This is a genomic window from Aeromonas intestinalis, from assembly GCF_054052485.1.
Genome location: NZ_JBSTYK010000002.1, coordinates 14267 through 28880 on the forward strand (window position 1 = coordinate 14267; position 14614 = coordinate 28880).

Consider the following 14614-nt stretch of genomic DNA (forward strand, 5'->3'; position numbering starts at 1 on the left):
GCGCAATAGGCGATAAAGATCGGCGATTTGATGCTTATCCACGGCAATAATGCGGGCTAATGGCCATTTCTTGATCCTGCCCATCGAAATATGGCGCCGTCTCGGGTATGGTTGCCCTCGATACCATCGCCGCGTCGACAGCTCTGCCGGCCCTTGATGATGATCGGGTGCCGGGTCACGCCGGCCTTTGTCTCCTCCTTCTGGTATTACTCAATACATGCACAATCAAGCTTCCTTACAAGGCGTGAAGCTGGCTATCGCATTGCGCCAATCCTGTATCGACGAACCCTATAGCGCCGCCCGTTTCGGCCGCGACCTCATCGCCGGCATCACGGTGGGCATCATCGCCATTCCGCTCGCCATGGCGCTGGCCATCGCCAGCGGCGTGCCGCCCCAGCATGGCCTCTATACCGCCATCATCGCCGGTATCGTCATCGCGGTGACCGGGGGATCGCGCTTCTCCATCTCGGGGCCGACCGCGGCCTTCGTGGTGATCCTCTACCCGGTGGCCCAGCAGTTTGGGGTAGGGGGCCTGCTGATGGCGACCCTGCTCTCCGGTTTCTTCCTGGTCGCCATGGGGATGGCCAGACTCGGCCGCCTCATCGAGTACATTCCTCCTTCAGTGACGCTGGGCTTTACCGGCGGGATCGCCATCGTCATCGCCACCTTGCAGATCAAGGACTTCTTCGGTCTGCACGTTGCCGAGATGCCGGAGACCTATATCGGCAAGGTCGAGGCCCTGGCTCAGGCCCTGCCAAGCTGGCAGTGGGGGGATACCCTGGTGGGGGTGGCGACCCTGGCAGTACTGCTGCTCTGGCCCCGGTTGCGACTGCCGGTACCGGGCCATCTGCCCGCCGTGCTGGTGGGGGTGGGGCTTGGCTTTGGCCTGCACACCATGGGTATCGAGGTGGCGACCATCGGCAGCAAGTTCAGCTATACCCTGGCCGATGGCACCCAGGGGATGGGGATCCCCCCCATAGCGCCAACCCTGATGATGCCCTGGTCATTGCCAGGACCGGACGGTGCCCCGGTGGTCTGGGATCTGGCGGCCATCGAGCGCTTGCTGCCCGCCGCCTTCTCCATGGCCATGCTGGGCGCCATCGAAACCCTGCTCTGCGCCGTGGTGCTGGATGGCATGACGGGGCGCAAGCACAGCTCCAACGGTGAACTGGTGGGGCAGGGGCTTGGCAACATCCTGGCCCCCTTCTTCGGCGGGATCACGGCGACGGCGGCGATTGCCCGCTCCGCCGCCAACGTGCGGGCCGGTGCCACCTCGCCCATCTCCGGCATCATCCATGCGCTGGTGGTGCTGGCCGCCATTTTGGTACTGGCCCCCTGGCTCTCCTGGCTGCCGCTGTCCGCCATGGCGGCCCTGCTGCTGCTGGTGGCCTGGAACATGAGCGAAGCCCACAAGGTGGTGGATCTCATCCGCCGCGCCCCGCGCTCCGACGTGCTGGTGCTGCTGGTCTGTCTGTCGCTCACCGTCATCTTCGACATGGTCATCGCCATCACCTTCGGGGTGATCCTGGCGTCCCTGCTATTTATGCGCGAAATCGCCAAGATGACCCGGCTGCACAACCTGGCCGAGCACAAGCGCTACGCCGGCGAGGTACAGAGCGGAACCCTGGTCTACAAGATCAACGGCCCCCTGTTCTTCGCGGCGGCGGAGCGGGTCTTCGGCGAACTGCTGGCCCAGGTGAAGGATCACAGGACGCTGGTGCTGCAGATGGAGGCGGTCTCCATCCTGGATGCGGGTGGCTTGTCCGCCTTCCAGCAATTTGCCAAGCGGATGGCCAAGGCCGGAGTACGGGTGCGGGTGGCGGAATTGCAGTTCCAGCCTCTCAAGACTCTGGCACGAGCCAAGGTGCGCCCCATCCCGGGGGAGCTGGAGTTTTACGGTTCGCTGGAAGACGCTCTCAGAGGGGAACCCTTGCACGAAGTGGCTGAAAATTGAGTGAAAGGGATAGGAAACGGCATCTTTTTGGTCACTTGGCTCGGTAATTGAGCAGTTGACTGCAAAAGGTGAAAAATAGCATTGACCGCTCCCGACCTATCCCTTACATTACGCCCCGTTCCAGCGCAACAGCGCAGCGAACGACGTGGTGATTGAACACGTTAAACAGCGGTCGAAAATTTGGTGAGGTGTCCGAGTGGCTGAAGGAGCACGCCTGGAAAGTGTGTATACGGCAACGTATCGAGGGTTCGAATCCCTCCCTCACCGCCAAATAAAGCAAAAGGGCCTGTCGCAAGACAGGCCCTTTTGCTTATCCGACGACGAAGGATTTGGAGCCTGGCTCGACAGGCAATCCAGTCATTCCGGGCTGCCCAAGGCGCGAGCCCCTGGGAGAGAGCCTATCCTTCCCACCTTCAAGGTTGAAAAGCCGCCCTCAGGGGCGGCTTTTTGCTATCCGAACGTTATCTGTGCTGATGTTGAAGGGGGGCAAGCCTCCTTGCGTTGAGCCACTCCGCTTATCGGGATGAGCGGCCACAGGGCGCCAGAATGTGTGAGTCCGGCGGAACTCTCATCTCTTATTGCCTGATGCGGCAGTAAAATTGCCTGTCTGAAGCCCTCCGGTCAGTGCGCAAGGGGAGCACCAACTCCTACCGCCATCCATTCCCAACATTGCAAAGCCTACCCCCGGGCTGACTCTCTGTTCTCTGACCCCTTTTCTGATTGCCGTTCTTCCCCGATACGGGGCTTATGGGGTAATGGGTTCTTGGGACGGGGCTAGAACCTATGAGATGGGACATTCTGCTACATGTCACCGAAGTGGGGGCTATGAGCATCGACAGGGCATCCCAAACACTCCGGATTTGGTGTTATCAACTGGCTGGCGCAATTCATTGCTCTTTTTTTGGATGAATAGGCTGCCTATGCAATATTTTGTAGTTGTTTTGGTTTTTGGGGCAATGTGTTGCGATATTTACTGCGGTGGATAACGGCGGGGTTTTGGCAAGTCATTGTTTTTAATTGGTAAAATTGTTTGGCATGGACGCTGCTAACGGTTTCGGTTGAGTGTCATTACCGTTTAACCAATCAGGAGCAATTCCATGCCAACTCCATGTTATATCAGCATTGAAGGTAAAACCCAGGGCAACATCACCGCCGGTGCCTTCACCTCCGACTCCGTCGGCAACATCTTCGTACAAGGCCACGAAGACGAGATGCTGGTGCAAGAGTTCCAGCACATCGTCACCGTGCCGACCGATCCGCAATCCGGCCAGCCGGCTGGTCAGCGCGTCCACAAGCCGTTCAAGTTCACCGTGGCCCTGAACAAGGCTGTGCCGCTGATGTACAACTCCCTGGCCTCCGGCGAGATGCTGCCGAAAGTGACCCTGAAGTGGTACCGCACCTCCGTCGAGGGCAAGCAGGAGCACTTCTTCAGCACCGTGCTGACCGATGCCACCATCGTCGACATCGACTGCCAGATGCCCCACTGCCAGGATCCGGCGAAGGCTGACTTCACCCAGCTGATCCAGGTTTCCCTGGCCTATCGAAAGATTGACTGGGAGCACACCGTTGCCGGCACCTCCGGTGCGGACGACTGGCGCGCGCCGATCGAGGCGTGATGCCTGCAAGGAGCACCCCATGGGTGCTCCTTGTTTTGTGTGCCGCAGAGCCTGATGAAGCTCAAAACCCCGCTTGCTTAACTCCTCATCCCCTGACCCATGCCATGGCTTTCTTCTGCCCGTTTGCCGCGTGAGCGGGCACAACAAAGAACATGACGACGGATCTGCACGCACGCCTTGGGGGCGTGCGGTAGCCATGGCGGCGAAAAAGTGGCGGCCATGGCGGATCTCTCTCCCACCTTGAGGCAGCCGGCAGCGATGCGGGCCGACAGCAGAGGCGCACCGATGGCAGACAGCACAGGATTACAATTTACCGTCAAGGTGGGGGCGCTGCCCGAGAGCACCTTCGTGGTGGCCGAGTTTGCGCTGGAGGAGGCGCTGAACGGCCCCTTCCAGTTGAGGCTCGATTTGGCGAGCCCCCAGCCTGACGTCGATTTTGGCGCCGTGCTGGACCAGCCCTGCGAGCTGCTCATCTGGTACAACGGCGAGCTGCAGCGGCGGGTCTGCGGGGTGGTGAGTGACGTGGCCCAAGGGGACAGCGGCTTTCGCCGCACCCGCTATCAGCTCTTGGTGCAGCCCGTCCTGTGGCGACTGGGACTTCGCCAGAATTCGCGCATCTTCCAGGCCCAGAAGCCGGATGAAATCCTCTCCATCCTCTTGCAAGAGCACGGCATCACCGACTACGCCTTTGCGCTGAAAAATGAACACGCGAAGCGTGAATACTGCGTCCAGTACCGGGAAACGGACCTCGATTTCGTGAATCGCCTCGCCGCCGAAGAGGGACTCTTCTACTTCCACGAGTTTGAAGCTGGCAAGCATCGCATCGTCTTTGCCGACGATGCCGCCGCATTGACCCAAGGCCCCGAGCTCTTCTTCAACCTCGGCAACCGCTCGCTGGAGCAGGGCCCCTATGTGCGTCAATTCCACTACCGGGAGGCGGTGCGAACGTCGGATGTGGAGCTCAAGGACTACAGCTTCAAGACCCCGGCCTATGGGCTTTCCCACAAGCAGCGCGGTGCCGAACTCGAGCACCAGCGCGATACCTATCAGCATTTCGACTCCCCGGGTCGCTACAAGCTGGACCCGAGCGGCAAGGCGTTTGCCCAGCACCGGCTCGATGCCCTGCGCAATGACGCCGTCACCGGCCAAGGCAAATCCAATTGCGCGGCCCTGTTGCCGGGGCAGTATTTCTCTCTGACCGAACACCCGAACGGCGTGCTCAATGCCGACTGGCAAGTCGTGCGTATCAGCCACGTGGGCCAGCAGCCCCAGGCGCTGGAGGAGGAGGGGGGCAGCGGCCCCACCGTCTATCACAACGAATTCGGGGTGGTGAAGGCCAGCACCACCTGGCGCGCGCGCATCGGCAGCCCACAGGCGCCCTTTAAGCCCATGGTGGACGGCCCGCAGATCGCCACCGTGGTGGGGCCACAAGGGGAGGAAATTTACTGCGACGAGCACGGCCGGGTGAAGCTGCAATTCCCCTGGGACCGCTACGGTTCGAGTAACGATCAGAGCTCCTGCTGGGTGCGGGTGAGCCAGGGCTGGGCGGGCGGCCAGTACGGCATGATGACCATCCCGCGTATCGGCCACGAGGTGATAGTGAGCTTCCTGGAAGGAGATCCGGACCAGCCGATTATCACGGGCCGCACCTATCACGCCACCAACCGACCGCCCTATGAGTTGCCTGCCAACAAGACCCGCACAGTGCTGCGCACCGAGACCCATCAGGGAGAGGGCTTCAACGAGCTGCGCCTCGAGGACCAGGCGGGCAAGGAAGAGATCTACATCCACGGTCAGAAAGACCTGAATCTGCTGATTGAAAACGATGCGGCCTGGCACATCAAACACGACGAGCACAGGGACATCGACAATGAGCGCATTACTCGCATCAAGGCCAACGACCATCTCACCGTGAATGGTGAGAAGCGGGATCACGTCAAGGCTGATTATTCGCTCACCGTGGATGCCTCCCTGCATCAAAAACTCGGTCAAAGCTGGCTCACCCAGGCGGGGCAAGAGGTGCACGTCAAGGCCGGTGCCAAGGTGGTGCTGGAGGCGGGGTCCGAAATCACCGTCAAGGTCGGCGGCTGCTTTATCAAGGTCGATGGCGGCGGCGTCACCCTGGTGGGCCCCACCATCAAGATGAATTCAGGCGGCAGCCCCGGCTCCGGCTCCGGCTGGGGCGGTAAACCGCCGAGCAATCCTCTGGGGGTCTCAGTTCCCCCGACTCCCAAGGTGCCGCTGAGCCCGGCTCAGCTCGCCACCATGAAGAGCGCGGCGCCGTTCTGCGAAGAGTGCGAGAAGTGCAAGGAGGGTGCTTGTGAGATCTGAGTCCATCCCCTTGGGCGAGTGGATCGCCACGGAGGATCCGTGCCCTCTCTATGCCGTACTGGCGGGAGCGAGCGATGCTGCCCCCTTGCAGCACTACTATCGGTTGGATGGCCGCCATACTCCTCGCGGGCTCTATCTTGGTACCCCTTATGAAGATTGGCACCCCGTCATGCCCTATCTGGTCGAGCTGGATCGAGGTAGCTCCTTTATCGAATGGGCGGCAACGACGGACTCCCGTGACTGGGGGTTCATTTTGTCGACGGCACAGCCCATGGCAACTCTCTATGCCCATCTGCAGGGGCTGACCCAGGTATGGCATCAGGGGGAGGCGGTGTTCTTTCGTTACTGGGATGGCGCCTATCTGGTGCCCATCGCAGAGCTGCTGGGGGATAGTTTCACTACCCTGCTGCCGGAACTGAGCGGACTCTGGGTCGCTGGACATGGCTTTCATTGGACCGCGTCCGAGGCCAAGGCATCACAACCCTTCCCTTGGTGGAGCCTGCCTGAGGCGCTGACGAGCGCGTTGGCAAAACGGGATCCCACCCCTCTCATCAATAACCTGATGCAACAACTTGCGGATCAGAATGGTCAGCTCTACTGGTCCTTCCCCGAGGCCAATCTACGGCTCAAGGTCGCCCGCTTCGTCGCGCGCAATGCCTTGAGTGACTCCGAATTATTCCCGGCGCTGGAAGCTGCGCTGCTGCAAGAGGTCCAAGCATGAGCAACGCCGGTCAGGCCGTCTTCAACCAGGTGATCGCCGATTATCGCAACGCCCTGAAAGAGTACCGCAAGGATGCCGAGAGTTTCTTTCTGGGGGATCTGCTCAGCATGGACATGGAGCAGACCATCAAGGTGGGTGACAAGAAAGTCACGGCTTCATCAAACAGCAAAAAGGCACAGTCTGTCGTCACCCAGTGCCCACTGAGCGGCACCCTGCGGCTGGTGCATCTGTTCGAATCGGTGCGTTTCATCCCCATCGGCAATACCCCCTACAAGGTGGAAGCGGGCAAGATGGTGCGAGGGCGTTTCGTCAGCGAGTCCGTGGTCAAGGAAGGAACCCTGGATGCCAAGGGCATCGCCGAGGTGGGCAAACTGGTCCCCGGCAAATCCTATCGCGTCACCTTCTATCCCAATGTGAAGAAGGCCGACTTGGATGGGCTCTTTGCCTCCTATGCCCCCGTGCAACAGGATCTCATCGCCTGGCTCACCAAGGAGTGGGGAAGCGAACACAAGGCCGCCTGGGCTAAATACACCATGAACGGGGGCGGTTTTGGGGCGCATTCCCTCGCCGCAGCCAGCGGTATCGGCAAGGCCCTGGTCGGGGTCTGGGACGATCTCAAGACCATTTACGATCTGTTGGCCGATCCGGTGGGCAATGCCAAGAAACTGGCGGAGTTCGGGGTTGATGCGGCCGCCATGGCCAGGGCGGGGGCCACCGAGATGGAGGCCGCCATGCTGGTGTTGCAAGACGAGGCCTTGCTCTATCTCTACGCTTACGCCCTGGTGAGCTGGGTCAAGTTGCTGCCGCCGGACGAGCAGACCGAATTTGGTGCCCAGGTGATCGCCTCAGTGCTTATCGACGTCATCATTGGGGTAGTTCTGACCGGTGGTGCCGGGCTGGCGGTGCGCTATGGCGCCAAGGCCGCCACCGTCGCCAGAAAGAGCGATCGGGTGACCAGGCTGGTCAGTGCACTGGTCAGTCTCTCCAAGAAACACAATCTGGCTCAGCATGCCCAGAGTGCCAAGAAAGTGCTGGTAGCCGGCGCTGCCCGGCTCAATCCAGCCAAGAAGGCGGATCTCAAGCTGGTGGATGGCGGCGCCACGACCGAAGTGGTGCAGGGGACCGCAGCGAAGCGCAGGTTCGAGGCTCATACCGAGATCAAGCAGGTCAACAACACCCCGGATGCCTCCAAGCAAGGCAGGACACCATCGGATCAGCCTCATCAGCCCGAAGCCCAGACCTGTACCAATGGCTGCCCCGTTTCCATGGTGACGGGGGAAGAGTTGCTGGCACTGGAGGACGCCCAACTGCCGGGCATGCTGCCCTTCACCTTTGGCCGTCTCTACCGTACCTCGGCGGTAGCGCTGGACTGCGGCATGGGGGCTGGCTGGAGTCACTCCCTGGCCCATCGGCTCGAGCGCCACGGCGAGACCCTGACCTGGTGGGATGATGAGTCCCTTGCCATCGAGCTACCACTGCCGTCCGGCAGCATGCCCATGGTGACCAACCGCTTGTCGGCGGCGGCCGTCTATCTCGGCGATAGCGATGACGAGGTGATCCTGGCCAAGGCGGGGTCGCCCTTCCTGCATTTTCGCTGGCAGGGGAACGAAGGGCGCCTGACCGCACTCTCCGATGCTCACGGCAATCGGCTGACGGTGCGCACCGATGAGCAGGGGCGCCCCAGCTGGTTGGAGAACGAGGGGGGCCTGGCCCTGCGCCTCGTCTATCAGGGGGATCGCCTCTGCGCCCTCGAGTTGCAGCAGTTCGATGGCCTGCACTGGCAGCCACAATCGATCCTGCAACGCTATCACTACGACGAGTCGGGCCGGCTTGCCGCCGCCGAGAACGGGGTGGGTGAGCTGGAGCGTTACCGCTACCGGCCCGACGGAGTGATCCTCGAGCGTACTCTCGCCGGTGGCGCCAGCTTCTTCTGGGAGTGGGAAGGGGAGGGACATCAGGCCCGCGCCACTCGCCACTGGAGCGACGTCGCCCGCTTCGATGTCAGCTACGGCTGGGATGACGACAAGGGAGAGGTGACGGTTGCCAATGCCGATGGCAGCCTCGAAGTCTATCGCCATGACAGCAATGCCCGCCTGGTGCGCCAGCAGGATCCGGACGGTGCAATCACCGAATTTGACTACAACAATCAGGGTCAGAAGGTACTGTCCCGCGATGCTTTGGGAGGGGAAACCCGTTATCAATACGACGATGAGGGGTTGTTGTCACTGGAAATAGCACCGGATGGCAGTGAAACCGCCTACAGCTACTGGGATGGTCGGGTTCGCAAGGTGGTGCAAGGAGAGCGGGAGTGGCGCTTCGAGCGCAACGAACAGGGGGATGTCACCGCCAGAGTGGACCCTCTCGGCCGCCAGACCCGTTACGGCTACACGGCGCAAGGCAAGCTCAGCTGGGTGGCGCAGCCCGATGGCAGCCGCATCGAACTGGGTTGGAACCGCCTCGGCCAGCTTATCGAGGAGAAGGGTGCCGATGGCGGCCTCACCCGCTGGCGCTATGACGAGCGGGGCCGCCAGATCCTGCGCCGGGATCCCCGTGGTGCCATCACCCGTTACGAGTGGGATGGGGCCGATCGCCTGCAGGCGGTGCACCTGCCCGGCGGCGGCACCCGCCGGTTTGAATACAACCCCTATGGCAAGGTGACGGCCGAGTGGGATGAACTGGGCCGCGAGACCCGCTATGAGTACCACGATCGCCTTCATCTGCTCAGCCGACGCATCAATCCCGATGGCAGCGCGCTCAAGTACCGCTACGACAACGCCAAGATGTTCCTGAGCGAGATTGAGAACGAGCACGGCGAGCAGCACCGCATCCAGTATTACCCCAACGGACTGGTGGCCCAGGAAACGGGCTTTGACGGGCGCACCATCGCCTATCGCTACGATCTGAACGGTCATCTTTGCAAGAAGGTGGAGTACGGCAAGGAAGAGACCGAACTGGTCACCCGCTATGAGCGCGATGCCATGGGGCGGCTGCTCAGCAAACAGCTGCCTGATGGCCGCGAGATCCAGTTTGCCTATGATGCCTATGGCCAGCTTATCCGGGTTGACGACGGCGCCTGGCCACTGGCTTTTGAATATGACAAGGGCGGCAACCTCACTGCCGAGCATCAGGGATGGGCATCCAGCTACTTCCAGCACGATGCCATGGGGCAGCTTGCGCACTGGCGGTTGCCGGATGGCAATCGCCTCGACTACCAGTATCAGGATGGCGACCTCTGTGGCGTGGATCTCAACGGCACTGAGCTGACGCGCCACCAGGTCGCCGCGGGTCTCGAGATGCGCCGCCGCCAGGGGGCGCTGACCCAGCAGTATGAATACGACGAGCAGGGTCGCCTGAGTGCATTGCGCCTGCAGCGCGGTCAGCAGGTCGCCCGCGAGCGACGCTACGGGTACGACCGTTCTGGCAATTTGCTGAAGGTGGACGACAGTGCCCTGGTGACAGCCGGCAATCCACGAGGGGAGCAACACTATCGCTATGATCCGCTGGATAGGTTGCTGGAGGTGCGCGGTGAGCTGACCGAGCGTTTCATGCACGACCCGGCTGGCAACCTGCTGAGCCAGACCCAGGGCACCTCCTTCGAGGCGGCGCGCACTCAGGGCAACCGGCTGCTGTTTAGCGGTGATCGTCACTTCGACTATGACGAATTCGGCCGGCTGGCCGCCGAGCGCCGTGGCAAGGGGCAACGCCTGCTCACCCGCTATGAATATGACTGCCAGCATCAGTTGATCGGTGCCGAGCTGCCGGATGGTCGCCGGGTGCGTTACGACTACGATGTCTTTGGCCGCCGCATTCGCAAGACAGTGAGCGACGGTGCCGACGAGCAGGTGACCGAGTTCCTGTGGCAGGCCAACAACCTCATCGCCGAGAGCCGCAGCGACGGCGCTTATCGCAGCTTCATCTACGAGCCGGGCAGCTTCAAACCCCTGGTACAGCTGGAAGGAGAGGGGGCGCAGGCCGAGGTTTATCACTATCAGCTGGACCATCTGGGCACGCCTTTGGCCCTGACCCATCACGACGGTCATACCGCCTGGCAGGTACGCTATCGTGCCTATGGGAACGTCTGGAAACAGGAGCTGACAGAGGTCGAGACGTCTCTGCGTTTCCAGGGGCAATATTACGATGCCGAGACCGGGCTGCACTATAACCGTCACCGTTATTACCAACCGGACACGGGTAGATTTATCACCCCCGACCCGATAGGCTTGGCCGGTGGACTCAACAACTACCAGTATGCCCCCAACCCCACCGGCTGGGTGGATCCGCTGGGGTTAAGCAATGTGCCGGGGCAGTGCCCGGATAATAGTGATGTTGTTCAACAAAAGCATCAGGAGGGGATGGAAGCGCCGCCGAGCGTTGGTGCGAGTAAACCTGACTTTTATGTTGGCCCAAGTGGCCCTGCATCGACATTGCCAAGCACCGGATATCGATATATGAGATATCTTAATGATGATGGTTCTGTAAATAGATTTGCTCAAAAAGCAATGGATACTGGTGAAGTACGGCTTTCATATTTCGGTTTTGATAAGTTTGATACTGGTGAACAGGTCACTGAGGCCTTCCAAATAAAGGCGCCGAAGCATGTTACGTCTAGTGATACTACAGGGTCATGGAGTGATGGGCGACTTAGGATAAAGTTTGATACGTTACAATTGTTTGATGAATCCGGTAAACTTAAAGTCAAGGTCCCTAATAGCCATGGCGGTGAAGGTCCTGATTTAGAACCGTTCACTGAAGCATATCCACAATATGGTAAGGGGGGGGCTAGACAGTTGGTGCCAAACGATGGTGAAGACATATTTATAAAAGTAGATGAAATAGATATACTGCCGGGGGAATAAAATGGATATTTTGACGTTGAGAGCAGAAACAAAAAAAATGATAGAAAATCATTTGCTAGGCATTGACCCTGAGGCAATAAAGTTGATCCAGATGGTTTTAGATACTAAACGAGCCATACCTATAAAAGCAATTCTTGTACACATGGATGAGTTTAATTTAAAGCAATTTACAAACTTAGAGAAAGAACTCATAGACGAACTTATGTACAGATATGGATAAAGTAATGGCTAATTGTAGTGCAATCTAGTAATGGGACTTTCGGCAGACTCTGGATGTGTTACAGTATATAAAATGACACATCCATATCAATTTTTATAAAATACCTCTGAATGGTAATTAAGAACTATACAATAATGTCTTTAATATTTTCTAGTGCTCTAGTTAGTTGGGTTTTATATTGCCTAGGGAGTTAACCTGAAAATTAACTCTTTACAGGTTTTAGTAGTAAAATATTTATGGTTGAAGTTATTAACGATAGGGACTTTAAATATACTAAGTGGAATATCGATGACTCGTTGGTCAGGATAGATTATCCCACTACAGGATATGGTGTGTATTCAAATAAGTATGAGTTAATAGTTGTAATGGAGTATGGAAGGGGTAATAGCCTCAATGCTACAGCCTACAATAGGTATGGGTTTGAACTAGGTAAGATAACCCCTTTTGCTGAAGATATAATATATGAATATATATCCATACATCCTAGCTCTGCAAGTGGAGTCGCAATCGTAGGTACTTATAGTAACTTGGTTGATAATTTCCAAGATTGGTTTTTTGAAGTTGACTTAGAAAATTTCATTATTGGAAAGCGACTTTCTCCAGCTTACTGAATACCGTTGTAACAACGGTTTGAGAGCGGCGTTTAACATTGCTGTTACGTATGAAGTACTTTTTTATATTTTTATGTGGCTTTTGAATTGGTTTATATGTTCACGCATGAATGATGAGGTGTATTTGTTTTTTGGTTGCTACCTAACATAATTTATAGCCAGCAATGGATATGTTGTGATTATAATTTAGTTTTTTCTACGATACGGACAAAATCCCTACTGAAATAATTTTTTGATGAAGAAATATTTCGTGTTAGTAACTGCATGGATATATCTCCTGCATACTTATGATGGGGTTCGCGTGGTTTATTATAAGACATGTTCGACTATAATAAAAGATGGGTGGGTAGACGGTAGTAGAATTATAATATCGCCATAAATTATTCTCTTTATACTCCACGCGTGGCGTTCTTGTATATTTTTTAGTTTCGCAAGGCACATAATTTTTAAGGGGGGTTAAATATAGCTACACTTAGTTTTATACCCAATCACTGTTCTATTTTTTAAAACTTTGGGAATTATTGATGGTATACCGTGCTTTATTATCGATACTAATATCGAATGTGTTGATTGCCTGCACAACAACGGTCCCACTGACCGAATCCGAACTCTCTCAAGCCGCCCAGCAGGGTCAGGGCAAGGCGCAGTATGAGCTGGCCAACCGCCTGGCGGCCAAGCCGGATTATCCCGAGGCGATGCGCTGGATGAAACAGGCTGCGGTTCAATCAGGACCACTGGCGGCGGATGCGGATGTACGAGGCAAGGCCGCGCTGCAGGTGGGGAGCTGGTATCAATCTGGCCTCGGTGAACCCAAGAATCCAAAGCTGGCTCAGGAGTGGTGGCAGCGCTCGGCCAAGCTGGGCAATGCGGATGCCAGTTATCAGCTGGGGCTGGCGTGCCAGCAGCAACATCAGGGCAAGCAGGCCGATGAGTGTCTCGACTGGTTCGAGCAGGCGGCCAAACGGGATCATGCGGATGCTCAGCTGGTGCTGGGTGAGTGGTATGCCAAGCAGCCCGGTGCCGACGCCGATGCCATCGAGTGGCTGGAGAAGGCGGCCGAGCAGGGTAACCGTGAGGCGCAATATCGGCTCGGCCTGCGCTATGAGCAAGGGAAAGGTGTCGCCAAGCGACCCGATCTCGCCCAGCGCTGGTATGACAAAGCCGCCGCCCAGCATCAACCGGATGCCTTGCTGATCCTGGCCAGACGGGCGAGTGGTGCCGAGGCTCTGCCCCTGTATCAACGCGCCGCCGATGCCGGTGCTCCCGAGGCTCAGCTGTGGTTGGGACAAGCCTATCTGGCGGGGGAGGTGGTGGCTCAGGATCTCGCCCTCGGCCGTTACTGGCTGGAACTGGCGGCGAGCCATGGTTCCCACGAGGCGGAATATCAGCTGAGTCTGAGACAGAGCGATCCGGCGGCGCGAGAGCACTGGTTGACCCTGGCCGCCAAAGGCGGGGTGAGCCAGGCACAACTCGAGTTGGCACAGTTGCAGCAGGGGCGGGGTGAGTTGGTAGCAGCACGCCAGAGCCTCGCCTCGGCGGCCTCGCAGGGCAACGTCGATGCCCACTATGCCTATGGCGAAATGCTGCGGTTGGGGCTGGGCGGGGAGGCGGATTACGCTCAGGCGCTCAAGCAGTATCGGCTGGCGGCCAATGCGAATCACCGGCAGGCGCAATACCGCATGGGCACCATGCGTGAGCGCGGCTGGGGGGCGCCACGAAACCGCTTGCATGCTTATGCATGGTATCTGCTCGCCGCGACTGATGGGAACAAGGATGCGACGGATGCGGGCAATGAATTGGAAAAAGGGATGACAAAACAGGAGAAGGCCGCTGGTCAAAAATTGGCCCAACACTGGTTTGTCAAACTCGAAGAAAGTACGCCTCTTGCCGATATAAAGGATAAAACCTAGAACTAAATCAGACGGTGGATATAGAGAATATTCATACTCAATGACACCATATGTACAATATTCTCAACGCGTAACAGCGTGGGCAATCACGCTTCACCTTATAAGACATCTCACATGACAATTATCGACAGACTAGTCAATGTCATGGTTCGCGCACGATGAGCTTACATCAGAGACCGACATTTTTTATGTCATTGTTGATAAATGGCTTATCTTAATCGTCGCTTCAAACGTGAATATTATACCGCTGCATTCAACTTGAGATATTTACTACGCAGCGCTGTATTTCATATAAGCTGTTGATTTTAGTGGTTTTTATCTGTTTTCTTGAATTTTGCTGTCTATCTTTTGGATATTTTTTGTTGACTGAAAAAGAGTCATAAATATACCATCTG

8 protein-coding genes and 1 tRNA gene are annotated in these 14614 nt (G+C 57.5%); all 9 read left to right on the plus strand.

Annotated elements, in window-relative coordinates; translation table 11 throughout:
- Positions 1 to 217 precede the first annotated feature (217 nt).
- Positions 218 to 1954: a C4-dicarboxylic acid transporter DauA gene (gene dauA, locus ACW5W7_RS02455; protein ID WP_456500650.1), complete on the plus strand. Its 1737-nt coding sequence runs from the start codon at positions 218 to 220 to the stop codon at positions 1952 to 1954.
- Between the two features lie 182 nt (positions 1955 to 2136).
- Positions 2137 to 2224: transfer RNA gene (locus tag ACW5W7_RS02460), tRNA-Ser, on the plus strand.
- 827 nt (positions 2225 to 3051) lie between these two features.
- Positions 3052 to 3570 carry a type VI secretion system effector Hcp1 gene (gene hcp1, locus ACW5W7_RS02465; protein ID WP_349921309.1) on the plus strand — a complete coding sequence of 173 codons (519 nt, stop codon included), beginning with the start codon at positions 3052 to 3054 and terminating at the stop codon, positions 3568 to 3570.
- Positions 3571 to 3855: 285 nt separating this feature from the next.
- Entirely contained in the window at positions 3856 to 5901 is a 2046-nt protein-coding gene (gene tssI / locus ACW5W7_RS02470) for a type VI secretion system tip protein TssI/VgrG (RefSeq protein WP_456500651.1), read from the plus strand.
- On the plus strand, positions 5891 to 6622 hold the full coding sequence (locus tag ACW5W7_RS02475) for a DUF4123 domain-containing protein (RefSeq protein ID WP_456500652.1): 732 nt from the start codon (positions 5891 to 5893) through the stop codon (positions 6620 to 6622). The genes tssI and ACW5W7_RS02475 overlap by 11 nt, the downstream gene beginning before the upstream one ends.
- Positions 6619 to 11478 (plus strand): RHS repeat-associated core domain-containing protein, encoded by a 4860-nt coding sequence (locus ACW5W7_RS02480; protein WP_456500653.1) that lies wholly within the window; start codon positions 6619 to 6621, stop codon positions 11476 to 11478. Before ACW5W7_RS02475 ends, ACW5W7_RS02480 begins: the two co-directional genes overlap by 4 nt.
- A 1-nt stretch (position 11479) precedes the next feature.
- A complete protein-coding gene (locus ACW5W7_RS02485; RefSeq protein WP_100861745.1) occupies positions 11480 to 11698 on the plus strand; it encodes a hypothetical protein in 219 nt (72 codons plus the stop codon).
- A 236-nt stretch (positions 11699 to 11934) separates the two neighbouring features.
- Complete coding sequence (locus ACW5W7_RS02490; RefSeq protein ID WP_456500654.1) at positions 11935 to 12309, plus strand: hypothetical protein; 375 nt, start codon at positions 11935 to 11937, stop codon at positions 12307 to 12309.
- A 524-nt stretch (positions 12310 to 12833) separates the two neighbouring features.
- Positions 12834 to 14219, plus strand: a complete 1386-nt coding sequence (locus tag ACW5W7_RS02495) for a tetratricopeptide repeat protein (RefSeq protein ID WP_456500655.1) — start codon at positions 12834 to 12836, stop codon at positions 14217 to 14219.
- Positions 14220 to 14614: the final 395 nt, after the last annotated feature.

What these genes read in the sequence shown, in the direction of transcription:
- tssI (WP_456500651.1), top strand. Translation starts at nt 3,856, where the DNA reads ATGGCAGACAGCACAGGATTACAATTTACCGTCAAGGTGGGGGCGCTG.
- hcp1 (WP_349921309.1), top strand. Translation starts at nt 3,052, where the DNA reads ATGCCAACTCCATGTTATATCAGCATTGAAGGTAAAACCCAGGGCAAC.
- dauA (WP_456500650.1), top strand. Translation starts at nt 218, where the DNA reads ATGCACAATCAAGCTTCCTTACAAGGCGTGAAGCTGGCTATCGCATTG.
- ACW5W7_RS02495 (WP_456500655.1), top strand. Translation starts at nt 12,834, where the DNA reads ATGGTATACCGTGCTTTATTATCGATACTAATATCGAATGTGTTGATT.
- ACW5W7_RS02485 (WP_100861745.1), top strand. Translation starts at nt 11,480, where the DNA reads ATGGATATTTTGACGTTGAGAGCAGAAACAAAAAAAATGATAGAAAAT.
- ACW5W7_RS02480 (WP_456500653.1), top strand. Translation starts at nt 6,619, where the DNA reads ATGAGCAACGCCGGTCAGGCCGTCTTCAACCAGGTGATCGCCGATTAT.
- ACW5W7_RS02490 (WP_456500654.1), top strand. Translation starts at nt 11,935, where the DNA reads ATGGTTGAAGTTATTAACGATAGGGACTTTAAATATACTAAGTGGAAT.